A 23,768-nucleotide genomic window follows, 5' to 3' on the forward strand; every position below is an offset into this window, starting at 1 on the left:
CTGAGCTCGCGCCGTAATGCGGTCAATTCTTGGCGCTCAGCGGTGCTCAACGGTGCATCTGAAGACGTATCGCCGGTTTCATCAATTTGACTCTGGCGAACCCAGGTGCCAATGCTGGTGGCGTGGCATCCAAACTCTCGGGCAAGTTCAGCATGTGTGCGACCTGCTTTGGCCAGCTCAACAATTTGACTGCGAAACTCAGGTGGATACTGCGGGCGTTTTGAAGACATGATGGACTCCTTCTTTGAGAAATATAAGGTGTCCGGTCAATGGGGGGAACTTCAAGCTGCTCTACAGCACCTGACCAAGTGCCACTTTTACTTCCGATACTTGACTCCACAACGAGCGCAGCATCAGCCAACGCATAAATGAGCTTATTGCGCTGCATTGCCTGCCAACCTTTAAAGCGTGCACTCGGATCATAAGATGAAACCAGCACGAGACGCCCGTCAATGAGCATATCGCGGTGCTCTCGATTCATGGTCATCTTTTCAAGGTCGCCAGGCAAAACACCACAGGCTCTACCAGCCAGTACTATTGAAGAGCTCCTAGCCAAAGGGTTGAGTCAAACAGCCATCGCCCGTGAGCTCTGCGTCTCACGTCAAGCTGTGTCGGCTGCCATCAAACGGCACAAACACAGGGCAACTATCTGACTTGAACGCGGACGACACTTGCAAGGCGCCCCATCAAAACCGAACTTACCGTCCTTGGGAGCACTCATGTGATGGCAGCTTTCGACCCTAAGCAGCCATTTGCTTTTCTCAGTTGAAACATTTCAATATTTCAACTATCATTGAAATATGAGTGAAGAACAAATCATCAAGGCTTTGGCCGCACTGGCCCACTCCGTGCGGTTGAGTGTTTTTCGTGCCCTGGTAGTGGCAGGAGCCGATGGGCTTACCCCTTCGGTGCTCGCTGAACGGCTGGGTGTTCCTTCGACCGCACTGTCTTTCCATCTCAAAGAGTTGATGAATGCAGGCTTAGTACGTCAAGAGCGTGTGAGCCGTAATTTGTTTTATCGGGCTGCATATGACGAGATGAATGCGCTTCTTGGCTATCTCACAGAGAACTGCTGTTCAGGTGCTGATTGCGGTCAAGCCACCACCACCAGTTGCTGCCCCATCGCTACGCAACCCACAAAGAAGGCGGGCTAAGAATGGGGGGCTTTGAACGCTTCCTCACCGTCTGGGTCGCTTTAGGCATCGCTGCGGGCGTTGCACTTGGCCTAGTCATGCCTGCCGCTTTTGAGTGGATTGCTGCGATGGAGTATGCGCAGGTCAACTTGGTTGTTGCAGTCTTTATATGGGTAATGATTTACCCAATGATGATTCAAATTGACTGGGCTGCAGTCAAGGATGTGCGCAACAAGCCGCAGGGCTTGATGCTGACACTGGTGGTCAATTGGCTCATCAAACCATTCACTATGGCTGCGCTTGGCGTGCTGTTCTTTGAGTACCTTTTTGCACCTTGGGTAGACCCAGCATCGGCAAGTGAATACATCGCAGGCATGATTTTGTTGGGCGTTGCGCCCTGTACTGCGATGGTATTCGTGTGGAGTCAGTTGGTTAAAGGCGATGCCAACTACACCTTGGTACAGGTATCCATCAATGACTTGGTGATGGTGGTCGCATTCGCTCCCATTGCTGCGTTTCTGCTTGGCGTGACCAATGTCTCAGTGCCTTGGGAAACATTGCTTCTGTCCACTGTTTTGTATGTTGTCCTGCCTTTGATTGCAGGTGTTTTGACACGAAGTTTTCTTCAGCGACAGTCAAATCTAGCCGTCAGCAACTTCGTGGCTGCACTCAAACCTTGGTCTATTGTTGGCTTAATTGCCACCGTGGTTCTGCTGTTTGGATTTCAGGCGCAGACCATCATCGACAAACCATTGGTCATCGGCTTGATTGCGATTCCCCTTGTACTTCAAACCTACGGCATCTTCTTCCTGAGCTGGTGGGGAGCAAAGCTGATGAAGCTCCCGCACGACATCGCTGGCCCTGCCTGTCTGATTGGAACCTCCAATTTCTTCGAGTTGGCGGTAGCTGTGGCTATCTCCCTATTTGGTTTGCACTCTGGAGCTGCACTGGCCACTGTGGTTGGTGTACTGGTTGAGGTGCCCGTCATGCTCTCTCTCGTAGCCATGGTGAATGCATGGCGTCCTGCTCAAAAGTAACTTATGTCCTGCGTCACCATCTATCACAACCCCAACTGCGGCACGTCACGTAATACCCTGGCCATGATTCGCCAAAGTGGTGTGGAGCCAAACATCGTCGAATACCTCAAAACGCCACTAAGCCGTGTAGAGCTACAGGCTTTGCTTCAAGGTATGGCAATGGATGTACGTACGGTACTTCGCCAAAAAGGCACTCCTTATGACGAACTCGATTTAGGCAACTCCAAATGGACAGATGAACAGTTGCTCGATTTTGTCGAGCAACATCCCATCTTGCTCAATCGTCCTATCGTGGTGACTCCACTAGGCGTTCGTTTGTGCCGCCCATCAGAAGCAGTGCTTGGCATCTTGCCGAATGTTCAGATTGGCACATTCACCAAAGAGGATGGGGAAGTGGTGGAGATGCCCAAAGCAGCAAATCCTGGACAACTTGGAGCGGAGTTCCCTGCCTTGGTAACTGAGTCGCATCAGGCCATTGATTTGAACCAACTGAAGGCCCCATTGCGAAGCATTCATGCTCCACGAATCTTGATGCTTTATGGCTCATTGCGAGAACGCTCGTACAGCAAGCTCCTGACACTTGAAGCTGCCCGTCTCTTGGAAGCCATGGGGGCAGAGGTGCGAATCTTTAACCCTGAAGGATTGCCTCAACCAGATGCAGCTCCCGCTGAACATCCCAAGGTGAAAGAACTACGCGACCTAGTGCGCTGGTGTGAAGGCATGGTTTGGACTTCGCCCGAACGCCATGGAGCTATGACCGGCATCATGAAAAGCCAGATTGACTGGATACCGCTTTCCGAAGGTGCTGTTCGCCCGACGCAAGGAAAAACGCTGGCTGTCATGCAGGTGTGTGGAGGGTCACAGTCTTTCAATGCCGTGAACCAATTGCGTGTGTTGGGCCGCTGGATGCGGTTGCTGACGATTCCGAACCAAAGTTCTGTGGCTAAGGCTTACGAAGAATTTGCCGAGGATGGCCGAATGAAACCCTCGTCCTTCTATGACCGCGTTATAGATGTGATGGAGGAACTGGTGAAGTTCACGTTGCTGACCCGTGATGTGGCTCCGTACTTAGTTGACCGCTACAGCGAACGCAAGGAGGAGCTTGCCAAAATCCATGCCAAGAGATTGGCTGAAATGTGAAAATGGTAATGGCGGCTTTTGGCCGATAGCAGCCTCATTACAATATGAGGCAGATCAATCTCATTACATTGAGCGCTTACTCGTCCATTCATCAATCATGTTGGCCCAATCTTGCAGCATACCAGTGCGCTGTTCCCGGTACTCTGCCTTGTTATAAACCGCCCGTACTCCACGCTGCTCGTGTGCTAGGCACTTCTCAATCCAGTCCGTGTTGTACCCCGCCTCATGCAGCAAGGTGCTTGCGGTACGCCGCAAATCATGCGGCCCAAACTTAGCTAGTGGTTGCCCTTCTTTCTGTGCCAGCCGATAGGTCAAGGTCATCACCTGATTGAGCGTCGCGCTGCTCATGGGTAGGTCAGTGTCGTAACGAGATGGCAAGACATACTCGGAGCCACCCGCGAAGGTTTTCAGGGCGATGAAAATATCTAACACTTGTCGGGATAAAAACACCAAATGAGGATTGCGTCGTTTCATCCTCTCTTTCGGAATGGTCCATAACGCTTCGGTGAAGTTGATTTCGCTCCATTTTGCGTTAGTCAGCTCGCTCTTGCGCACCATCGTCAGCAGCAAAAGCTTTGCTGCTGCTCGGATAGAAGGGGTCGTACCGATACGCTCAATGTATTGATACATCAAGCCGATTTCGTCTGGTGTAAGAGCTCGGTCACGCGGCTCAAATCGGGCGATGCTGGCTGGACGGACCAACTCTGCAGGGTTCTCTACCTTCTGGCCGCGCTCAATCGCCCAGCGGAAGATTTGCAGCACCAGCTCACGCGCATGCACTGCGGTGGCAGGAGCGCCACGCTCAACAATCCGATCCGTCAGCGCGCGCAGATCCTCGTGGCTAATTTCCTGTAGCTTCAGTTTGCCGAACGCCGGTAGCAACTCCCGCTCATAGACGGACCGGCGCATATCGCGTGTGGAATCCGCCATTTGATAGCCGCGCAGCCATTTCTGCGCCCAGGCATCAAAGGTATCAGCATCTTTGATACGAGCCTTGTCACGAGCTTTCTCTTTGGCTGGTGACTTGCCTGCGGCGATCATCTTTTTGGCTTCGCCCAGTTGCTCACGCGCTTCAGCCAATGTGATGCCGCCCAAGCCGTAGCGCCCAAACGTGATTGTCTCCTGCCTGCCGTGGATGCTGTAGTTGTAGCGAAACGAAATGGCACCAGCTGGCGTGACGGCAGCATAGAGGCCATCACAGTCATTCACCTTGTACAGCTTGTCCTGAGGTTTGAGATTGCGCAGCTTGGTATCGGTCAGCATCAGAGGGGGCTCCAGATCTATAGAAATACCATGATTAAAAACTCAGAAAAAAATCAGTAAATATCCAGTAAAAACAATTGCTTATGTATTTTCAATACCATGCACAAACTGATTCGTTCGACATGGTATCTATGAGCTTCATGGTATCTAGCCCCCATGATACCAAGTTTGATGCCATGAGAAATACATGCTTGGTGTTGCCTGAAGGTGCTAGACAATGCCAAACCAAAAAACAAAAAAGCCCGCAATTACGCGGGCTTAGATGCTTTTTATGCCGTGTCGTGCCTGACTATGCCAGACGCGGGATCACTCCCACTCAATGGTCGCTGGTGGCTTGCTGCTGACGTCGTAGGTGACGCGGTTGATGCCGCGTACTTCGTTGATGATGCGGCTGGAGACCTTTTTCAGCAGCGCGTAGGGCAGTTCGGCCCAGTCGGCGGTCATGAAGTCGCTGGTTTGCACGGCACGCAGGGCGACGACGTATTCATAGGTGCGGCCGTCGCCCATCACGCCAACGCTCTTGACGGGCAGGAAGACGGTGAAGGCCTGGCTGGTGAGGTCGTACCAGGTTTTGCCGGCGGCTTCGTCGCGGAAGTTGCGCAGTTCTTCGATGAAGATGGCATCGGCTTCGCGCAGCAGGTCGGCGTATTCTTTTTTGATTTCGCCGAGGATGCGCACGCCCAGGCCGGGGCCGGGGAAGGGGTGGCGATAGACCATTTCGGGCGGCAGGCCCAGGGCCACGCCGAGTTCACGGACTTCGTCCTTGAAGAGTTCGCGCAGGGGTTCAAGCAGCTTGAGGCCGAGTTGTTCGGGCAGGCCGCCGACGTTGTGGTGGCTTTTGATGGTGACGGCTTTTTTGCTTTTCGCTCCACCGGATTCGATGACATCCGGGTAAATGGTGCCCTGGGCGAGGAAGGTCGCGCCTTGGTGACCCTGGCCACCGGCCTTGAGGCGGGCAGCTTCGGCCTTGAAGACTTCGACGAATTCGCGGCCAATGATTTTGCGTTTCTGTTCGGGGTCGCTCACGCCCTGAAGGTGGCCGAGGAATTGTTCGCTGGCATCGACGGCGACGATGTTGGCGTGGAGCTTGCCCGCGAACATGTCGATGACCATTTTGCCTTCGTCCTTGCGCAGCAGGCCGTGATCGACGAAGACGCAGGTGAGCTGATCGCCGATGGCGCGGTGGATGAGCGCGGCAGCGACCGAGGAATCCACGCCACCAGAGAGGCCAAGGATGACTTCTTCATCGCCGACCTGAGCACGGATTTTTTCGACGGCTTCGGCAATGTAGTCGGCCATGACCCAGTCGGGGGTCGCGCCGCAGATGTCACGCACAAAGCGTTGCAGGATTTGGTGTCCAAGGGGGGTGTGCGTGACTTCGGGGTGGAATTGCACGCCGTAGAAGCGACGCTGTTCGTCGGCAAAGGCGGCAATCGGGCAACTGGGGGTGGAGGCCATGCGCTTGAAGCCGGCTGGCAGTTCGGTGACTTTGTCGCCGTGGCTCATCCAGACCTGCAACTGGCCGTTGGCATCGCCCAGGCCTTGCAGCAGGTGGTTGTCGCCATGCAGCTGGATTTGCGCGTGGCCGAATTCGCGCTGCTGGCCACTTTCGACTTTGCCGCCGAGTTGCTGTGCCATGGTCTGCATGCCATAGCAGATGCCCAGCACGGGGATGCCCAGATCAAAGATGGCTTCGGGGGCGCGGTCGGTTTCGTCGGCATAGACGCTGGCGTGGCTGCCGGAGAGGATGATGCCTTTGAGCAGGCCATCGGCGGCGAAGCTGCGCACCCAGTCGCTGCTGACGTCGCAGGGGTGGACTTCGCAATAGACGTGGGCTTCGCGCACACGGCGGGCAATGAGTTGCGTGACCTGGGAGCCGAAGTCGAGGATGAGGATTTTCTGGTGGGACATGGGCGCGACCTTCCGGGGAAGAACTCAGGGTTGGGCGGTGGACAATAAAAACAAAGCACCGGGGGACGGTGCTGGCGGGGGATGATTCAAGGCAAGGCGACGGTGCGGTGCCTCAGTCGTCGGCATCGGGTGCGTAGTGCGGCTGCGCCCGGCGGTGTTTCTTCAACTGCCACGCGCCCAGACCAAAGAGGGCGACGGCGAGAAACTCGAACAGTATCCAGAGGATGGCAGGCAGATGCCGGGTGTTGCCCGGAGCCACTGCCTGCAACAGCAGCACAAAGGAACTCACCAGCACCAGCAGCGACAGTCCGATCAATGCCAGTCCGCGGGTGCGGTAGGGGGTGGGGACGGTGGCGGGCGGTGTGGTGGCACTCATATGCAATCGCTCCGGTATCAGTTGGCGCGGTAGTTGGGGGCTTCCTTGGTGATCTGCACGTCGTGGACGTGGCTTTCGCGGTAGCCTGCCGAGGTGATCTGCACGAATTCGGCTTGTTCGCGCATGTCTTCGATGGTGTTGCAGCCGCAGTAGCCCATCGCAGCGCGCAGGCCTCCAGCCATCTGGTAGATGATGGAGACGAGAGAGCCTTTGTAGGGGACGCGGCCTTCGATGCCTTCGGGCACGAGTTTGTCGGCGTTGGCGTTGCCGGTGCTGGATTCCTGGAAGTAGCGGTCGGCACTGCCCTGCTGCATGGCTCCGATGGAACCCATGCCCCGGTAGCTTTTGTAGCTGCGCCCCTGGAAGAGCACGATTTCGCCGGGGGCTTCTTCGGTACCGGCAAAGATGCTGCCCATCATGACGGTGTTGGCTCCGGCGGCAATGGCCTTGGCCACGTCGCCGCTGTAGCGCAGGCCACCGTCACCGATGAGGGGCACGCCCGTGCCTTGCAGGGCAGTGGCGACGTTGTCGATGGCGGTGATCTGGGGCACGCCCACGCCTGCGACCACGCGGGTGGTGCAGATGGAGCCGGGGCCAATGCCGACCTTGACGGCATCCGCACCCGCTTCCACCAGTGCCAGCGCGGCCGCGCCGGTGGCAATGTTGCCGCCGACCACATCGACCTGGGGATAGTTCTGCTTGACCCAGCGCACCCGCTCGATCACGCCCCGGCTGTGGCCGTGGGCGGTATCGACGATGATGGCATCCACACCGGCCCTGACAAGGGCTTCGACCCGTTCTTCCGTGCCCGCTCCCACGCCAACGGCCGCTCCCACACGCAGTTGCCCATCGGCATCGCGGGCGGCGTTCGGAAAGGTGGTCTGCTTGGTGATGTCCTTGACGGTGATGAGGCCGCGCAGTTCAAACTGGTCGTTCACGACCAGCAGGCGTTCGATCTTGTGCTTGTTCAGCAGCACCTTGGCCTGTTCCAGCGAGGTGCCTTCGGGCACGGTGATGAGCCGATCGCGGGGGGTCATGGCTTCGCGCACCGGCAGGTCGAAGCGTTGCTCGAAACGCACGTCACGGTTGGTGATGATGCCGGCGACCTTGCCGTTTTCGATGACGGGGAAGCCGGAGATGCCCCACTCCTCGGACAGGTCGATCACATGGCGGATGGTCTGGTCGGGGGTGACGGTGACGGGGTCGCGCACCACGCCGGATTCGTGCCGCTTGACCTTGAGCACCTGGGCCGCCTGCTCCTGGGCAGACATGTTCTTGTGCACAATGCCAATGCCGCCTTCCTGGGCGATGGCAATGGCCAGCCGCGCTTCGGTGACGGTATCCATCGCGGCGGATACCAGTGGCAGGTTGAGGCGGATGTTGCGGGAGAAGTGGGTCGCCAAAGAAGTGTCTTTGGGAAGCACCTGGGAGTACGCTGGCACCAGAAGAACGTCGTCGAAGGTGAGCGCTTTGCCTAGAAGTCGCATAGGGTTAGCTCCAAAAGAAGGATTGTATCGTTTTTGGGCGCAGGAGAATACATCACCGGAAAAAGATACCGGAAGCTGCGGCAATCTGCCAGATAAATTGCCGCTGGCGATACATTTATTCACAGTGAGGTGGCCTCGGCAACACGCCTGACTGTGGCCAGACACCATTGTTCTGGCACCGATTGAAATGCTTATGACACCCTCTGAAGGCCGGGGTTCTCGCGCAATCGGATGAGTGTGACTGGTGGTAACTCGAACCCCAGCCTGTCGTTACTCACCATAGTGAGGGATAGCCAAAGGCGTAACTCGCCATGCAACAAATGAAAGGCGGATACGGGTTGAATGAACTGTCGGCTGCTACTCGTAGTGTGTCCACATGCGCAGTACTTTTATCGTGTTTTCCGATTGCAGCACTTCGTAGACCAGTCGGTGTTGAATGTTGATGCGTCTGGAGTAAGCACCAGCCAGATCACCGACAAGCTTCTCGTAAGGTGGTGGATTCTGGAAAGGATTTTCCGCCACGATAGCCAGCAGTGCCTGCGCTTTGTCCTTGAGCCCTGAAGCAGCAAGGTTGCGTGCGTCTTTCTGGGCTTGCTTGGTGAATACGACATGCCAAATCACCAGTCAAGCTCCGTTGCGCAGGAGTCAATCGACTCGGCCATCCCGGCCTTGATGGATTCGCGCATGCCTGGAACGGCAAGCAGGAAAAGTGTTTCTTGAATGGCAGTCCAATCCTCCTCCGATATCAACACGGCATTGCTGCGTTTGCCGGAGATGAGAATGGGACAATGCGATTGCGCGGCCTGATCCATGAGACGGTACAGGTTGGCACGAGCTTCGCTGGCAGTGAGAGTGGTCATGGTGGTACTCCAAGGGTTTTGTAGAGCTTCGTCAAGGCTGAATCGTACGTAATTTCGTACCATTTTGCAAGTGCCGCTTGTAGCGCGAAAATGCCCATGATTTATCTGGCGTTGATTGGCTGCGAGACCGACTCGAATTTCCGCGCAAGGCATCACGCCCCACCACGTCATTGCGGCTTGCGCCGCAGTCGGCAGGGCACAATACGCGGCATGACAGAACCCACTCCCACCCTTGTGCTGGTCGATGGCTCCAGCTACCTCTACCGTGCCTACCATGCCATGCCCGATTTGCGGGCTGTGCCCGGTGAGGCGGCCAGTGCGCCCACCGGGGCGATTCGTGGCATGGTGAACATGCTGCAATCGCTGCGCAAGGACAGCCCTGCGGTCTATGCCGCCTGTGTGTTCGATACCAGTGGCAGAACCTTCCGCGATGATCTGTACGCCGATTACAAGGCCACGCGCAGCCCCATGCCGGACGATCTGCGCAGCCAGATCGTGCCCATTCACGAGGTCACGCGCCTGCTGGGCTGGCCGGTGCTGGCGGTGGAAGGGGTGGAGGCCGACGACGTGATCGGCACGCTGGCAACCCAGGCCGCACAACAGGGCATGCAGGTGCTGATTTCCAGCGGCGACAAGGACCTGGCGCAACTGGTGAACGAGCAAATCAGCATCATCGACACCATGAATGGCAAACGCCGCGACATGGCCGGGGTACTGGCCGAATTCGGCGTGCCGCCCGAGCGCATGATCGACTACCAGACGCTGGTGGGCGATGCGGTGGACAACGTGCCCGGTGTGGCCAAGGTCGGCCCCAAGACTGCCGCCAAATGGCTGGCCGAATACGGCTCGCTGGAGAACCTGCTGCAAAACGCTGCCAGCATCAAGGGCGTGGCGGGGCAGAATCTGCGCGATGCCGTGGACTGGCTGCCGACGGCGCGGCAACTCGTCACCATCAAGACCGATGTGGCCGGCTTGCCTGCCGTGCAGCAATTGCCGCTGGCGCAGCCGGATGCGCAGGCGTTGCGCCCGTTCTACCAGCAGTATGGCTTCCGCAGTCTGGCGCAGCAGCTTTCCCCGCCCGCCGCTGCCGCAACGGTGGAGCACGCAGCGCGGACGGCGGACTTGTTTGGCGAGGACGAAGGCACGGCTTCGGCCTCCTCAGAGGAGGCACTGCCATTGCCCGGCTTCCACGGCCAGCCCGATTACCACACGATTCTGGACTGGGACACGCTGGAGCAGCATCTGGCCGAATGGCAACAGGCCCCCCTGGTGGCCATCGATACCGAAACCACCTCGCTGGATTCGATGCAGGCGCAGATCGTCGGCATCAGCGTCAGCACCCGTCCGGGCCGGGGGGCCTACATTCCACTGGGGCACGACTATGCGGGCGCGCCGGAGCAATTGCCGCTGGAGGCGGTGCTGGCCAAACTCAGGCCCTGGCTGGAAGATGCGCGCCATGCCAAGCTGGGCCAGCACATCAAGTACGACCGCCATGTGTTCGCCAACCACGGCATCGAGGTGCAGGGCTTCTTGCACGACACCATGCTGCAAAGCTATGTGCTGGAGGTACACCGCCCGCACAATCTGCAAAGTCTGGCCGAACGCCACACCCAGCGGCAGGGCACGGCCTATGAAGACCTGTGCGGCAAGGGCGCGAACCAGATTTCCTTCAGTCAGGTGGCGGTGGAGCAGGCCGCCCATTACGCCTGTGAAGATGCCGACCAGACCTTCGATGTTCACAGCGTACTGTGGCCGCGCCTGCTGGCCGATGACAGACTGCGTGGCATCTACGAACTGGAGATCGCCACCAGCGAAGTGCTGTACCGCATGGAACGCCACGGCGTGCGCATCGACGCGCAGCAACTGGCAACGCAGAGCCACGAACTGGGCCAGCGCATCGTCGCACTGGAGCAGCAGGCGTATGAACTGGCCGGGCAGACTTTCAACCTGGGCAGTCCCAAGCAACTGGCGGAAATATTCTTCGACAAGCTGGGTATGCCGGTGGTGAAGAAAACCGCCACCGGCGCGCGCAGTACCAACGAAGAAGTGCTGGAAAAACTCGCCGACGACTACCCGCTGCCCGCCCGCATTCTGGAGCACCGCAGTCTGGCCAAGCTCAAGAGCACCTACACCGACAAACTTGCGCAACTGGCCCTGCCGCGCACCGGGCGCGTGCACACGCACTATGCGCAGGCCGTGGCGGTGACGGGGCGGCTCTCCAGCGTGGAGCCGAACCTGCAAAACATCCCGGTGCGCACCCCGGAAGGCCGCCGCATCCGCGAAGCCTTCATTGCCGCACCCGGCGCGAAGATCGCCAGTGCCGACTACAGCCAGATCGAGTTGCGCATCATGGCGCACCTCAGCGGTGACGAAGCCCTGCTCAAGGCCTTTGCCGAAGGCCGCGACATCCACCGCGCCACCGCCGCCGAAGTGTTCGGCGTGTCGCTGGAGCAGGTCAGCAGCGAGCAACGCCGCTATGCCAAGGTCATCAACTTCGGGCTGATCTACGGCATGGGCGCATTCGGTCTCGCCAAGAACCTGGGCATCGACCACACTGCCGCCCGCAACTACATCGACCGCTACTTTGAACGCTACCCCGGCGTGCGCCGCTACATGGACGAGACCAAGGCCCTCGCCAAGGAGCAGGGCTATGTGGAGACGGTATTTGGCCGCCGCCTCTACCTGCCGGAAATCAACTCCCCCAACGGCCCGCGCCGCGCCGGTGCGGAACGCGCCGCCATCAACGCCCCCATGCAGGGCACGGCCGCCGACCTCATCAAGAAAAGCATGGTGGCGGTGCAGGCCGTGCTCGACCGCGAAATGCCACACATTGCCATGATGATGCAGGTACACGACGAACTGGTGTTCGAGGTGCCCGAAGCCGAGGTGGACTGGCTGCGCCAGCGCATCCCGGCAGTCATGGCCGAAGTCGCCACGCTGAAAGTGCCCCTGGTGGCCGAACTGGGCGTGGGCGACAACTGGGAGCAGGCGCATTGACGGCAGGGTTGTTCGGCTCCATCCAACGGCTGGTTCTGTCGATATGGCAAAAATGTATTTCCCACGGCGAGGCGAAAGCGGTCTGATACGGGATTGAACAGGGCACGGCCCTTCTGACACTGGGAGCAATACCATGAAAAAATCACTGACCTGGATCGCCGCCGCTGCGCTGGCATTCACCGCTGGCGTGGCGCAGGCCGACCGGCTGGACGATATTCGCAAGAATGGCGTGCTGCGCGTGGCCGCCTTCGACAGCAATCCGCCGTTTGGCTTTGTCGATGCCAGCAGCAAGAAGATCGAAGGGCTGGATGTGGACTTTGCCCAGGCCTTGGCCGACAAGCTGGGCGTGAAGCTGCAAATCGTGCCCACCAACCCGGCCAACCGCATTCCGCTGCTGGTCTCCAACAAGGTCGATCTGGTGGTGGCCAACTTCACCATCACCGAAGAACGTGCCAAGCAGATCGATTTCAGCATTCCGTACTTTGCGTCCGGCCAGCAGTTCATCATCAAGAAGGGCACGGCCCTGAACCAGCCCGACGACCTGAACAAGCTGCGCGTGGGCGTGGACAAGGGCACGGTGAACGAGGGCGTGATCCGCGACAAATACCCCGGTGCGACGGTGGTGGCCTATGACGACACGCCGTTTGCCTTTGTGGCACTGCGCAACGGCAATGTGCATGCCATCACCCAGGACGGCCCCAAGCTGATCGGCCTGCTGGCGAACGTGCCGGACAAGGACAACTACGTCATCCCTCCGTTCACGGTTTCGGACGACTTGATCGGCATCGGCATTCCCAAGGGCGAGGCCGCGCTGAAAAAAGCCGTGGACGATACGCTGGTGGAACTGGAAAACAGCGGCAAGGCTGGGCAGATTTACAACGCCTGGTTTGGCCCCGACACCAAAACGCCACTGACGCGCCTGTATAAAATCGGCCACGGCAAGATCGAAGGCCAGTGAAGGAAAGCCATCCTGCTGACACGGCGCGTTGAATGTGAATGGCGCGCCTCCCGCCGAACCCTGCCACTGCTTGCCCGGTGTGCAGGGTTTGCTGTTTTTCTGCTACCTCTGCCCCGTGGGCTTCGCACCCCCTGCATGCAGGAGAAATCACCATCATGGACATCTTTGGCGAACTGCTGGCCCCCAAATACCTGGCGTGGCTCTGGCAAGGCTTTGTGACCACCATCGTGCTGTCGCTGTGCGTGTGCCTGGTGGCGACGGTGGCGGGCTTTCTGCTGTGTGTGGCGCGGGTGGAAGGGCGCGGCATGGTGGGCGCGCTGGCGCGGGTCTATCTGTCGGTGTTCCGCAATACGCCGCTGCTGGTGCAATTGTTCTTCTGGTACTTTGGCGCAGCAGCGTTCCTGCCCGATGGTTTTCTGCCGTGGTTGAACACACCGCGCCAGATCGGGCTGTTCGGTCTGCACCTGTCCTGGCCTTCGTTTGAGTTTCTGGCGGGTTTCTTCGGCCTGACGCTGTTCACCACGGCCTTCATTGCCGAGGAATTCCGCGCCGGGGTGCAGGGGGTGGGCAGTGGCCAGTATGCGGCGGCTTCTGCCGTGGGCTTCACCCGCCGCCAGACCTGGCAGCATGTGGTGCTGCCGCAGGCTCTGCGCAATGCTTTTTCGCCGCTGGTGGGCCAGTACATGCACGCGGTCAAGAACACGTCGCTGACGATGGCCATCGGGCTGGCGGAGCTGTCCTACGCCTCGCGGCAGGTGGAGACGGAAACCTTCAAGACCTTTCAGGCCTTCGGCATTGCCACGCTGCTGTACATCCTGCTGATCGCGCTGATGGAGGTGGCCTCGCAACTGTGGCAGAGCCGTCGGCGGTTCCGGCGGTTGGGGCCGGAAGGAGCGGGCGCATGAATTTCACCGTCGTCTGGGACAACCTGCCGTATCTGTTGTGGGGCGCGTGGCCCGATGGCCCGCTGGGCGGGGCTGCGCTCACGCTGGTGCTGAGCGTGCTGTCGGGGCTGGCATCGGCCCTGCTGGGGCTGGGATTGGGCATTGCGCTGGCCATGCTGCGCAACCGCTGGGCGCATGCGGCACTGACGGCGGTGCTGGCGTTCTTGCGGGCCATTCCGGTGCTGTTGCTGATTTTCTGGGTGTATTTTCTGCTGCCGGTGGCTTTCGGGCTGGATGTGCCCAAGCTGCTGACCGTGGTGCTTGCACTGTCACTGATTGGCGGCGCGTATCTGGCGCATTCGGTCTATTCGGGCATCCAGAGTTTGCCTGCCGGCCAGTGGCAGGCCGCTGCCGCACTGGGCATGAACCGCTGGCAGGTGATGCGCCACACCATCCTGCCGCAGGCTTTGCCGATGATGCTGCCCTCATTCATGAACCAGTGGATTTCACTCATCAAGGATACTTCGCTGGCCTATGTGATCGGCGTGGGCGAACTCTCCTTCGTCGCCACCCAGGTGAGCAACCGCGTGATGATCTACCCGGCCGAGATTTTCCTGGCGGTGGCAGCCATCTATTACCTGTTCTGCGCCAGCCTGGACTGGCTCTCGCGCAGGATTGGGCAGGCGGCATCGCTGTGATCTGCGGGATTTCCCGAAGAATCTAGGGTAAACCCTTGTCTTGCGTGGCCTGATTGTGCACCTGGTGCACCATCGGGCGGTTTTTTTTTGTCAGTGAAAAAGGCGAATTCGATAATCGCCGCCACTGTTCAGGCTCCCTGTGAAGGGACAAAAAAGCGAGACAAAACAACATGAACCAGACTGTTTCCCCAGAGGCATCCCGCGCTGCCCACCCCGTTTCGGCCCTGCCTGCGGCCAGCGGTTTCGACTACACCAGCCAGGTCGCCATCGTCGGTGCCGGGCCGGTGGGCCTGACGATTGCCAACTACCTGGGGCAATGGGGCATCGAGGTGCTGGTGATCGAAAAACTCGACGCGCTCATCAACTACCCCCGTGCCATCGGCATTGACGACGAGGCCTTGCGCACCGTGCAGTCGGTGGGGCTGGTGGAGCGGGTGCTGCCGCACACCACGCCGTGGCACGCCATGCGCTTTCTCACGCCCAAGGGCCGTTGCTTTGCCGACATCCAGCCCATGACCGACGAGTTTGGCTGGTCGCGCCGCAATGCCTTCATCCAGCCGCAGGTCGATGCGGTGCTGTTCGAGGGGCTGAAGCGGTTTGCGAATGTGCGCACGCTGTTCTCACGCGATCTGTCGGGCTTCAGCCAGGACGACACGGGCGTGACGCTGACGCTCACCGGCCCGGACGGGCTGACGGAAACGGTGCGCAGCCAGTATCTGGTGGCCTGTGACGGCGGCAACAGCTTCGTGCGCCGCACGCTGGACATTGCGTTCGAGGGCAAGACCGCGCCGAACCAGTGGATCGTGATCGACATTGCCAACGATCCGCTGGGCACGCCCAACGTGTACCTGTGCTGCGATCCACTGCGCCCCTATGTGTCGGCCGCGCTGCCGCACGGGGTGCGCCGCTTTGAGTTCATGGTGATGCCGGGCGAGACCGAGGAGGAGCTGGGCCAGCCGCAGAACATGCGCAAGCTGCTCTCCAAGGTGCTGCCCGATCCTGACCGGGTGGAGCTGATCCGCAAGCGCGTGTACACCCACAATGCGCGGCTGGCGGCACGCTTTCGTGCGGGCCGCATCGTGCTGGCCGGGGATGCCGCCCACATCATGCCGGTGTGGCAGGGGCAGGGCTACAACAGCGGCATGCGCGATGCCTTCAACCTGGCCTGGAAGCTGGGGCTGGTGGTGCGTGGCATCAGCCAGATCGAGCTGCTGGACAGCTACGAGCAGGAGCGCAAGAGCCACGCCAAGGCCATGATCGATCTCTCGGTGCTGGCCGGCCATGTGTTGGCCCCGCCCAAACGATGGCAGGGTGCGGTGCGCGATGGCGTGTCGTGGCTGCTCAACTACATCCCTTCGGTGAAGCGGTATTTTCTGGAGATGCGCTTCAAGCCCATGCCGCAGTACACGCAAGGCGTGCTGGTGCAGCCCGATGGCGTGGCGGCCGAGAACTCCCCGGTCGGGCGCATGTTCATCCAGCCCACGGTGCACACCGAAGCTGGCGACTCCGTGCTGCTGGACAAAGTCATCGGCAGCCGTTTTGCCATCATTGCCTGGGGCAGCAATCCGCTGTGGGGCCTGAGCGAGGCGCAGATTGCCTTCTGGCGCGCACTGGGTACGCAGTTCATCCAGGTGCTGCCGGACGTGCAGATGCAGGGCGCGCGCGAGGTTCCCGATGGCGTGGTGCGCGTGGGCGACTGCACTGGCCGCCTGAAGGAGTGGTTTGGCCGCTACCCGGCCTCGATTGCCGTGGTGCGCCCCGACCGCTTCGTGGCGGGCCTGGCGATTCCCCAGACGCTGGGCCGCGTGTCCGATGGCCTGCACACCGCGCTGGCCATCCGCACGCCACGGCCTGCCGCCCCGGCGCGCTGATTCCTCTGTTTCCCCTGTTCAATCCGCCCGGCACCCTCTGGCACAGCGGGTGGGGCATTTCTGTGGAAAGGTGATCTGTACCGTGACTGCATATCTGCATTGTCTGTCGCACACCCCGTTGCTGGGGCATGTGGACCCCGAGCCGGCCATTCTGGCCGAGGTCGATGGCGTGATTGCCGCTGCCCGGGAGCGCATTGCCGCGTTCGACCCCGAACTGGTGTTCCTGTTCTCGCCCGACCACTACAACGGCTTTTTCTACGACATCATGCCGCCCTTCTGCATCGGCACGCAGGCCCATGCGATCGGGGACTTCGGCACGGCGGCGGGCGATCTGTCCGTGCCGCAGGAACTGGCAGAAGACTGCGTGGCCGCCGTGCTGGCCGATGACGTGGACGTGGCCATTTCCTACACCATGCAGGTCGATCATGGCTTTGCCCAGCCGCTGGAATTCCTGCTGGGCGGGCTGGACTGCAAGCCTGTCATCCCGGTGTTCATCAATGGCGTGGCCGTGCCCATGCCCAGTTTCCGGCGTGCGCGGCGGCTGGGCGAGGCGGTTGGCCGCTATGCCCGCAGCCTGGACAAGCGGGTGCTGTTTCTGGCATCGGGCGGGCTGTCGCACCAGCCGCCCGTGCCCGAGCTGGCGAATGCCAATGCACACCTGCGCGAACGCCTCACCGGCGGCGGCTACCACCTGCCGCCCGACGAGCGCGAGGCCCGCACCCAGCGCGTCATTCATGCCGCGCACCGCTTTGTGCAAGACCAGAACAGCCTGCACCCGCTGAACCCGCAATGGGATCAGGGCTTCATGGCCACGCTGGCCTCAGGGCGGCTGGAGGAGCTGGACGGTCTGGCGAATGCCGAGCTGTCCGCGCTGGCGGGCAAGTCCACCCACGAGGTCAAGACCTGGATGGCAGCGTTCGCGGCCCTGTCGGTCTATGGCAACTACCAGACCAGTCACCACTATTACCGGCCCATTCCCGAGTGGATTGCGGGCTACGCCTCGATGAGCGGCCAGCCGCTGGACGTACCGCCCCAGACCGCATGGCCTTCCTACCCTTCCCCCACACAGGAGACACCCCGATGACCTCTTTCAGCGAAGCCGACAGCAGCCGCTTTGCCACCGTGCGCGACGGCGACCAGACGCTGCGCATCCACTACAACGACATGGGCAGCGACACCGGCAGCGGTGCGCAGACCGTGGTGATGCTGCACGGCTCCGGCCCCGGCGCGACCGGCTGGGCCAACTTCAGCCGCAACCTGGAGCCGCTGGTGGATGCGGGCTACCGCGTCATCCTGATGGACTGTCCCGGCTGGGGCCAGAGCGATTCCATCGTCTGCACCGGCTCGCGCTCCGACCTGAACGCCCGCGTATTGCAGGGCCTGCTGGACGAGCTGGGGTTGGAGCAGGTACACATTCTGGGCAACTCCATGGGCGGGCACAGCGCGGTGGCACTGGCCCTGCAACAGCCGCAGCGCGTGGGCAAGCTGGTGCTGATGGGCGGTGGCACCGGCGGCGTCAGCCCCTACGCACCCATGCCCACCGAAGGCATCCAGCTGCTGCAAGGGCTGTACCGCGACCCCAGCATCGAGAGCCTGAAGAAGATGATGGCAGTGTTCGTCTTCGACACCAGCGACCTGACCGAAGCCCTGTTCCAGACCCGTCTGGACAACATGCTGGCGCGGCGTGACCACCTGGAGAACTTCGTCAAGAGCCTGGAAGCCAATCCGCGCCAGTTCCCCGACTTCGGCCCGCGCCTGGGCAGCATCCAGTCGCCCACGCTCATCGTCTGGGGCCGCAACGACCGCTTCGTGCCGATGGACACCGGCCTGCGCCTGCTGGCGGGCATTCCCCGTTCCGAACTGCACGTCTTCAACAACTGCGGCCACTGGGCGCAGTGGGAGCACGCCGCCACCTTCAACCGCATGGTGCTGAACTTCCTGGGAGATGCCTGAATGACCGTCACTACCCTTTCCCCCCAGCCGCCTGCGCTGGAAAGCCTGGCCGCTGCCTTGCGCGAGGCCGAGCGCAGTGGTCAGGCCATCGCACCCCTGCGGGAGCGGATTGGCCCCGACAACCGGCAGGCCGCCTATGCCATCCAGCGGCTCAATGTGGCCCACGCGCTGGCCGATGGCCGCCGCGTCGTGGGGCGCAAGATCGGCCTGACCAACCCCAAGGTGCAGGCGCAACTGGGCGTGGACGAACCCGATTTCGGCACGCTGTTGGCCGACATGTGCTACGGCGACCAGCAGAGCGTGCCGCTGTCACGCATTCTGCAACCGAAGATCGAGGCCGAGATCGCCCTCGTTCTGGAGCGTGATCTGCCGCGCCCTGATACCCATTTCGGCGACGTGCTGCAAGCCACGGGCTGGGTGTTGCCCGCGCTGGAAATCGTCGGCAGCCGCATTCAGGACTGGAACATCCGCTTCGTCGATACCGTGGCCGACAACGCTTCCAGCGGCTGCTTTGTGCTCGGTGGCCCGGCGCGTCGCCTCGACGGGCTGGACTTGCGCCGGGCCACCATGCAGATGATGCGCAACGGCGAGCCAGTCTCCAGCGGCAGTGGCGCGGAATGCCTGGGGCACCCGCTCAATGCCGCCGTCTGGCTGGCACGCACACTGGCCGCGCTGGGCGAGCCGCTGAAGGCGGGCGACATCGTGCTCACCGGCGCGCTGGGGCCGATGGCTGCGGTGGCGGCAGGCGACCACTTCGAGGCCGTGATCGACGGCATCGGCCAGGTGGGCGTGCATTTCAGCGCGGACTGACGCTGGCACACCCGAACCCCGTAGCCCGGCGTGCAAGCGGGCAGCGGAGTTTTCCGAATCTCTCCCCATTGGCCTTTTGGCTGAAGGATTCAACCATGAAAAAACTCAAAGTCGCCATCATCGGCTCCGGCAACATCGGCACCGATCTGATGATCAAAATCCTGCGCCACGGCCAGCACCTGGAAATGGGCGCGATGGTCGGCATCGACCCCGCTTCCGACGGGCTGGCCCGCGCCGCCCGGCTGGGCGTGGCCACCACCCACGAAGGCGTGGAAGGTCTGACACGGCTGGATGTCTTCAAGGACATCGATTTCGTCTTCGATGCCACTTCTGCCGGGGCGCATGTGCGCAACGATGCCTTTCTGCGCAGCCTCAAGCCCGGCATCCGCCTGATTGACCTGACCCCGGCGGCCATCGGCCCGTACTGTGTGCCGGTGGTGAATCTGGAGCAGAACCTCACGCAGACCAATGTGAACATGGTCACCTGCGGCGGACAGGCGACCATTCCGATGGTGGCCGCCGTCAGCCGCGTGGCCAAGGTGCACTACGGTGAGATCATCGCCAGCATCTCCAGCAAGTCTGCCGGGCCAGGCACGCGCGCCAACATCGACGAATTCACCGAAACCACTTCCCGCGCCATCAGCGAAGTGGGCGGTGCGGCCAAGGGCAAGGCCATCATCATCCTGAACCCGGCCGAGCCGCCGCTGATGATGCGCGATACCGTGTTCACGCTCAGTGAACCGGCCGATCAGGCGGCAGTGGAAGCCTCCATCCAGCAAATGGCCGAAGCCGTGCAACGCTATGTGCCGGGCTACCGCCTCAAGCAGAAAGTCCAGTTTGACCTGATTCCACCCTCGGCCCCGCTGAACATTCCGGGGCTGGGGCGGCTCAGCGGCCTCAAGACCTCGGTGTTCCTCGAAGTCGAAGGCGCGGCGCACTACCTGCCCGCCTACGCGGGCAATCTGGACATCATGACTTCCGCCGCCCTCGCCACCGCCGAACGCATGGCGCAATCCATCCTGCCCACCATTTCGGGAGCCACGCAATGACCGCCAAGAAACTCTACATCTCCGATGTCACCCTGCGCGATGGCATGCACGCCATCCGTCACCAGTATTCGATTCAGAACGTGCAGGACATTGCCCGCGCACTCGATGCCGCCAGGGTCGATTCCATCGAGGTGGCCCACGGGGACGGCCTGCAAGGCTCCAGCTTCAACTACGGCTTTGGGGCGCACACCGACCTGGAGTGGATCGAGGCCGTCGCCGACGTGGTCAGCCACGCCCGCATTGCCACGCTGCTGCTGCCCGGCATCGGCTCGGTACACGACCTCAAGGATGCCTATGCCGCCGGTGCGCGCACAGTGCGCGTGGCCACCCACTGCACCGAAGCCGACGTGTCGCGCCAGCACATCGAGGCCGCGCGGGAGCTGGGCATGGACACCGTGGGTTTTCTGATGATGAGCCACATGACCACCCCGGAGAACCTCGCCCGCGAAGCCCAGAAAATGGAAAGCTACGGCGCGACCTGCATCTATGTGGTCGATTCGGGCGGGGCCATGAACATGCAGGACATCAGCGCGCGTTTCCGCGCCCTCAAGGATGTGCTGCGGCCCGAAACCGAGACCGGCATCCACGCCCACCACAACCTCAGCCTGGGCGTGGCCAACTCCATCGTCGCCGTGCAGGAGGGCTGCGACCGCATCGATGCCAGTCTGGCGGGCATGGGCGCAGGAGCGGGCAACGCGCCGCTGGAAGTCTTCATTGCCGCCGCCGACAAGCTGGGCTGGAACCACGGCACCGACCTCTACACCCTGATGGATGCCGCCGACGACCTGATTCGCCCACTGCAAGACCGCCCGGTGCGGGTGGACCGCGAAACCCTCGCGCTGGGCTATGCGGGGGTCTATTCCAGCTTCCTGCGCCATTCGGAAGTGGCCGCCCAGAAGTACGGCCTGAAAGCCGTGGACATCCTGATGGAGCTGGGGCGGCGGGGCATGATCGGCGGTCAGGAAGACATGATCGTCGATGTCGCGCTCGATTTGCTGCAACGCCAGCAGACGGCCTGAGGCGGGCGCATTCGCGCGCTGCCATTTCCTGTAACGAGACAAGGCTTGCAGATTCCCCCGGTGCCAGGCTACACCGGCACAAGGGGGCGTTGCGTCCGGCGTGCCGATGATGGGTGTGCCGCGTCGCGCTGCCTGCCGCCATTCAGTCAGAGCACTCCAATGAATACCATCGCATCCCGAGACAAACCCAATCCCCGTACCCTGATTCTGACCATCGGCCTGTGTTTTCTGGTCGCACTGATGGAAGGGCTGGACTTGCAGGCCCCCGGCATTGCGGCACGCGGCATGGCCGATGCCTTTGGCCTGGACCAGATGAGCATGGGCTGGGTGTTCAGCATGGGCATTCTGGGCCTGCTGCCCGGAGCCTTCCTGGGCGGCTGGCTGGCCGACCGCATCGGGCGCAAGCGCGTACTCATGGCCTCGGTGGCCCTGTTCGGCGTGTTCTCGCTGGTCACCGCCCATGCCTGGGACTATTCCAGCCTGCTGGTGGCGCGTTTTCTCACCGGCGTAGGGCTGGGAGCGGCCCTGCCCAACCTGATCGCCCTGACGGCGGAAGTGGCCGGGCCGCGCCTGCGCGGCATCTCCATCAGCCTGATGTACTGCGGCGTGCCGCTGGGAGCCGCACTGGCGGCGGGTATCGGGGTCGTGGAGTTTTCCACCGGCTGGAAAATGGTGTTCTACGTTGGCGGCTTCGTGCCACTGGCCATCGTGCCGCTGCTGGGCCTGTTCCTGCCCGAGTCGCCGCATTTCACCGCCCAGCAATCCCGCCCGGCCACGCAACGCATTGGCGTGTGGGAGGGGCTGTTTCGCAATGGCAATGCCAGCACCACGCTGCTGCTGTGGGCGAGTTACTTCTTCACGCTCATGGTGGTGTACATCCTCATCAACTGGCTGCCCAGTCTGCTGATGGCGCAGGGCTTCTCACGCAGTCAGGCCAGCTGGATCATGTTCGCGCTGCAAATCGGCGCGGCCGCAGGCACGCTGATTCTGGGCTATCTGGCCGACCGCATCGCCCCCTGGGCCATTGCCGCGCTGGTCTATGGCGGCATGTTGGCCGCATTGGCGGCCCTGGGGCTGGCCAGTTCCTTCACGGCCATGCTGGCGGCTGGAGCCGTGGCCGGTTTCTTCGCCACCGGTGGCCAAGGCGTGCTCTATGCCCTGGCCCCGCCTTTCTATCCGGTGGAAGTGCGTGCCACCGGCGTGGGCAGTGCGCTGTCGATTGGCCGCTTCGGGGCCATGAGCGGCCCACTGGTGGCCGGCAAGATGCTGGCCCTGGGGGCAGGCACGACCGGCGTGATGGTGGCAGCGGCCCCTGGCATTGTGGTGGCGGCAGTCGCGCTGTTTGTGCTTTCGGCACGGCGGGGCCGGATTCAGGGCGAATAAGAACGTGTTGAGAAACGACACCTAACGCGCAGGCATGGGTCAGGGGCGGCGCGCATCCGGCCCTTGCAGCGTGTACACGGCCTGCTCGATGTCATTGGCTGTCTGCTGCATGGCATGGAGATACCGCTGCGCCGCCCGCTCCAGCGACATGGCCGTGGCCATGTACACCAGGCTCAGGCAACCCAGCACCTGCCCATGCACATACACGGGCACGGCAATGGCGGCAATCTTCTCCTCGCGCCGCCACGCCATGAAGTTCTCGCCATAGCCCTGGCGGCGGGTCTTTTGCAGGATTTTCTCCAGCTCCTCCGGGTCGCGTGCCAGCCGGTTTTCCTCGTCGCGCCGGTTCGCCAGCATGGCAATGATCTGCTCGCGCTCGGCATCCGGGCAGAATGCCAGATAGGCCCGCCCGCTGGAAGTCAGCAGCAGCGGCAAACGCCTGCCCACCATCGAGCGGTGAAACGACAGGCGGCTGAAGCGGTGCGTGGTCTCGCGCACGATCATGGCATCCACGTCCAGCGTGCACAGATCGGTGGGCCACAGCACCTTCTGCATCAGCTTGGCCATCAGCGGTGCGGAAACCGAGGCAATCCATTCATCGTCGCGGAAGCCCTCGCTCAACTCGCGCACCTTCAGCGTCAGGCGGTAGCTTTTCTCGTCGGACTCACTGCGCCGCACAAAGCCTTCGGTTTGCAGCGTCTCCAGCAAACGCCGCACCGTGGTGCGGTGCAGCCCCGTCAGTTCCGCCAGCCGTGCGGCACTGGCCCCGCCATCGCACCGGTTCAGCACCGTCAGCAATTGCAGGCCGCGCACCAGTCCGCGCACTTGCTTGTATTCGGTTTCGGGGTGGTCGTTCATGGTGCAGACGCAAATGGATGCCGGGTGGTTGCAGACCTTGCGAAGAATAGCAGCAAAGAACCCCCTGATCCGGCCGCACGG

General features: G+C 61.4%; 22 protein-coding genes and 2 pseudogenes. 15 read left to right on the plus strand and 9 right to left on the minus strand.

From position 1 onward, the window contains the following. Positions 1-230 (minus strand): transposase (locus BUE21_RS14440; RefSeq protein ID WP_143164438.1); only part of this gene is annotated, 230 nt, incomplete at its 3' end. A 77-nt stretch (positions 231-307) separates the two neighbouring features. Continuing rightward, positions 308-556 (minus strand): annotated as a pseudogene (locus tag BUE21_RS15100) (DNA-processing protein DprA); the annotation flags it as partial. Between the two features lie 244 nt (positions 557-800). Here BUE21_RS15100 and BUE21_RS05855 point away from each other — a divergent pair. The 4 genes and pseudogenes from BUE21_RS05855 (at position 801) to arsH (ending at position 3,310) form a co-directional block, all read left to right on the plus strand. Next, positions 801-1,154, plus strand: a complete 354-nt coding sequence (locus BUE21_RS05855) for an ArsR/SmtB family transcription factor (RefSeq protein WP_073355709.1) — start codon at positions 801-803, stop codon at positions 1,152-1,154. A gap of 2 nt (positions 1,155-1,156) precedes the next feature. Continuing rightward, entirely contained in the window at positions 1,157-2,170 is a 1,014-nt protein-coding gene (gene arsB, locus BUE21_RS05860; RefSeq protein WP_073355712.1) for an ACR3 family arsenite efflux transporter, read from the plus strand. A gap of 3 nt (positions 2,171-2,173) precedes the next feature. Beyond that, positions 2,174-2,509, plus strand: a pseudogene (gene arsC / locus BUE21_RS14925) (arsenate reductase (glutaredoxin)); the annotation flags it as partial. A 63-nt stretch (positions 2,510-2,572) separates the two neighbouring features. Next, entirely contained in the window at positions 2,573-3,310 is a 738-nt protein-coding gene (arsH, locus tag BUE21_RS14930) for an arsenical resistance protein ArsH (RefSeq protein WP_234971067.1), read from the plus strand. A 63-nt stretch (positions 3,311-3,373) separates the two neighbouring features. On the opposite strand, the gene BUE21_RS05870 is transcribed toward arsH, so the two are convergent. From BUE21_RS05870 to BUE21_RS05895, 6 genes are all read right to left on the minus strand, one after another. Further along, on the minus strand, positions 3,374-4,573 hold the full coding sequence (locus BUE21_RS05870) for a tyrosine-type recombinase/integrase (protein ID WP_073355718.1): 1,200 nt from the start codon (positions 4,571-4,573) through the stop codon (positions 3,374-3,376). Positions 4,574-4,879: 306 nt separating this feature from the next. Next, positions 4,880-6,484 (minus strand): glutamine-hydrolyzing GMP synthase, encoded by a 1,605-nt coding sequence (guaA, locus tag BUE21_RS05875; RefSeq protein ID WP_073355721.1) that lies wholly within the window; start codon positions 6,482-6,484, stop codon positions 4,880-4,882. 112 nt (positions 6,485-6,596) lie between these two features. After that, positions 6,597-6,860, minus strand: coding sequence for a hypothetical protein (locus BUE21_RS05880; RefSeq protein WP_073355722.1), 264 nt, complete (start codon positions 6,858-6,860; stop codon positions 6,597-6,599). Positions 6,861-6,877: 17 nt separating this feature from the next. Further along, positions 6,878-8,347, minus strand: a complete 1,470-nt coding sequence (gene guaB, locus BUE21_RS05885) for an IMP dehydrogenase (protein ID WP_073355725.1) — start codon at positions 8,345-8,347, stop codon at positions 6,878-6,880. A 357-nt stretch (positions 8,348-8,704) separates the two neighbouring features. Further along, positions 8,705-8,968 (minus strand): Txe/YoeB family addiction module toxin, encoded by a 264-nt coding sequence (locus BUE21_RS05890; protein WP_073355728.1) that lies wholly within the window; start codon positions 8,966-8,968, stop codon positions 8,705-8,707. Next, entirely contained in the window at positions 8,965-9,207 is a 243-nt protein-coding gene (locus tag BUE21_RS05895) for a type II toxin-antitoxin system Phd/YefM family antitoxin (RefSeq protein WP_073355836.1), read from the minus strand. Before BUE21_RS05895 ends, BUE21_RS05890 begins: the two co-directional genes overlap by 4 nt. Before the next feature lie 210 nt (positions 9,208-9,417). Between BUE21_RS05895 and polA the strand changes: the two genes are divergently transcribed. From polA to mhpT, 11 genes are all read left to right on the plus strand, one after another. Next, positions 9,418-12,204, plus strand: coding sequence for a DNA polymerase I (gene polA / locus BUE21_RS05900; protein WP_073355731.1), 2,787 nt, complete (start codon positions 9,418-9,420; stop codon positions 12,202-12,204). 133 nt (positions 12,205-12,337) lie between these two features. Continuing rightward, positions 12,338-13,162, plus strand: coding sequence for an ABC transporter substrate-binding protein (locus BUE21_RS05905; RefSeq protein ID WP_073355733.1), 825 nt, complete (start codon positions 12,338-12,340; stop codon positions 13,160-13,162). Between the two features lie 155 nt (positions 13,163-13,317). Then, positions 13,318-14,067 carry an amino acid ABC transporter permease gene (locus BUE21_RS05910; RefSeq protein WP_200796697.1) on the plus strand — a complete coding sequence of 250 codons (750 nt, stop codon included), beginning with the start codon at positions 13,318-13,320 and terminating at the stop codon, positions 14,065-14,067. Continuing rightward, a complete protein-coding gene (locus BUE21_RS05915) occupies positions 14,064-14,744 on the plus strand; it encodes an amino acid ABC transporter permease (RefSeq protein ID WP_073355735.1) in 681 nt (226 codons plus the stop codon). The genes BUE21_RS05910 and BUE21_RS05915 overlap by 4 nt, the downstream gene beginning before the upstream one ends. A 170-nt stretch (positions 14,745-14,914) precedes the next feature. Continuing rightward, entirely contained in the window at positions 14,915-16,615 is a 1,701-nt protein-coding gene (locus BUE21_RS05920) for a bifunctional 3-(3-hydroxy-phenyl)propionate/3-hydroxycinnamic acid hydroxylase (protein ID WP_084522932.1), read from the plus strand. An 82-nt stretch (positions 16,616-16,697) separates the two neighbouring features. Continuing rightward, positions 16,698-17,699 (plus strand): 3-carboxyethylcatechol 2,3-dioxygenase, encoded by a 1,002-nt coding sequence (locus BUE21_RS05925; protein ID WP_073355739.1) that lies wholly within the window; start codon positions 16,698-16,700, stop codon positions 17,697-17,699. Then, positions 17,696-18,568, plus strand: a complete 873-nt coding sequence (locus tag BUE21_RS05930; RefSeq protein WP_073355742.1) for an alpha/beta fold hydrolase — start codon at positions 17,696-17,698, stop codon at positions 18,566-18,568. Before BUE21_RS05925 ends, BUE21_RS05930 begins: the two co-directional genes overlap by 4 nt. Continuing rightward, complete coding sequence (mhpD, locus tag BUE21_RS05935) at positions 18,569-19,378, plus strand: 2-keto-4-pentenoate hydratase (RefSeq protein ID WP_073355743.1); 810 nt, start codon at positions 18,569-18,571, stop codon at positions 19,376-19,378. Positions 19,379-19,473: 95 nt separating this feature from the next. Next, on the plus strand, positions 19,474-20,427 hold the full coding sequence (locus tag BUE21_RS05940) for an acetaldehyde dehydrogenase (acetylating) (RefSeq protein ID WP_073355745.1): 954 nt from the start codon (positions 19,474-19,476) through the stop codon (positions 20,425-20,427). After that, a complete protein-coding gene (dmpG, locus tag BUE21_RS05945) occupies positions 20,424-21,446 on the plus strand; it encodes a 4-hydroxy-2-oxovalerate aldolase (RefSeq protein ID WP_073355748.1) in 1,023 nt (340 codons plus the stop codon). The genes BUE21_RS05940 and dmpG overlap by 4 nt, the downstream gene beginning before the upstream one ends. 159 nt (positions 21,447-21,605) lie before the next feature. Next, positions 21,606-22,829, plus strand: coding sequence for a 3-(3-hydroxy-phenyl)propionate transporter MhpT (gene mhpT, locus BUE21_RS05950; RefSeq protein WP_073355751.1), 1,224 nt, complete (start codon positions 21,606-21,608; stop codon positions 22,827-22,829). A 39-nt stretch (positions 22,830-22,868) separates the two neighbouring features. On the opposite strand, the gene BUE21_RS05955 is transcribed toward mhpT, so the two are convergent. Then, positions 22,869-23,687: a DNA-binding transcriptional regulator gene (locus BUE21_RS05955; RefSeq protein ID WP_073355754.1), complete on the minus strand. Its 819-nt coding sequence runs from the start codon at positions 23,685-23,687 to the stop codon at positions 22,869-22,871. Positions 23,688-23,768: the final 81 nt, after the last annotated feature.

The sequence above is a fragment of the Lampropedia hyalina DSM 16112 genome, from assembly GCF_900129055.1.
GTDB lineage: Bacteria > Pseudomonadota > Gammaproteobacteria > Burkholderiales > Burkholderiaceae_C > Lampropedia > Lampropedia hyalina.

Coding starts and splice junctions, on each gene's coding strand:
- BUE21_RS05855 (WP_073355709.1), top strand. CDS start 801: ATGAGTGAAGAACAAATCATCAAGGCTTTGGCCGCACTGGCCCACTCC.
- arsB (WP_073355712.1), top strand. CDS start 1,157: ATGGGGGGCTTTGAACGCTTCCTCACCGTCTGGGTCGCTTTAGGCATC.
- arsH (WP_234971067.1), top strand. CDS start 2,573: ATGCCCAAAGCAGCAAATCCTGGACAACTTGGAGCGGAGTTCCCTGCC.
- BUE21_RS05870 (WP_073355718.1), bottom strand. CDS start 4,573: ATGCTGACCGATACCAAGCTGCGCAATCTCAAACCTCAGGACAAGCTG.
- guaA (WP_073355721.1), bottom strand. CDS start 6,484: ATGTCCCACCAGAAAATCCTCATCCTCGACTTCGGCTCCCAGGTCACG.
- BUE21_RS05880 (WP_073355722.1), bottom strand. CDS start 6,860: ATGAGTGCCACCACACCGCCCGCCACCGTCCCCACCCCCTACCGCACC.
- guaB (WP_073355725.1), bottom strand. CDS start 8,347: ATGCGACTTCTAGGCAAAGCGCTCACCTTCGACGACGTTCTTCTGGTG.
- BUE21_RS05895 (WP_073355836.1), bottom strand. CDS start 9,207: ATGACCACTCTCACTGCCAGCGAAGCTCGTGCCAACCTGTACCGTCTC.
- polA (WP_073355731.1), top strand. CDS start 9,418: ATGACAGAACCCACTCCCACCCTTGTGCTGGTCGATGGCTCCAGCTAC.
- BUE21_RS05905 (WP_073355733.1), top strand. CDS start 12,338: ATGAAAAAATCACTGACCTGGATCGCCGCCGCTGCGCTGGCATTCACC.
- BUE21_RS05910 (WP_200796697.1), top strand. CDS start 13,318: ATGGACATCTTTGGCGAACTGCTGGCCCCCAAATACCTGGCGTGGCTC.
- BUE21_RS05915 (WP_073355735.1), top strand. CDS start 14,064: ATGAATTTCACCGTCGTCTGGGACAACCTGCCGTATCTGTTGTGGGGC.
- BUE21_RS05920 (WP_084522932.1), top strand. CDS start 14,915: ATGAACCAGACTGTTTCCCCAGAGGCATCCCGCGCTGCCCACCCCGTT.
- BUE21_RS05930 (WP_073355742.1), top strand. CDS start 17,696: ATGACCTCTTTCAGCGAAGCCGACAGCAGCCGCTTTGCCACCGTGCGC.
- mhpD (WP_073355743.1), top strand. CDS start 18,569: ATGACCGTCACTACCCTTTCCCCCCAGCCGCCTGCGCTGGAAAGCCTG.
- BUE21_RS05940 (WP_073355745.1), top strand. CDS start 19,474: ATGAAAAAACTCAAAGTCGCCATCATCGGCTCCGGCAACATCGGCACC.
- dmpG (WP_073355748.1), top strand. CDS start 20,424: ATGACCGCCAAGAAACTCTACATCTCCGATGTCACCCTGCGCGATGGC.
- mhpT (WP_073355751.1), top strand. CDS start 21,606: ATGAATACCATCGCATCCCGAGACAAACCCAATCCCCGTACCCTGATT.
- BUE21_RS05955 (WP_073355754.1), bottom strand. CDS start 23,687: ATGAACGACCACCCCGAAACCGAATACAAGCAAGTGCGCGGACTGGTG.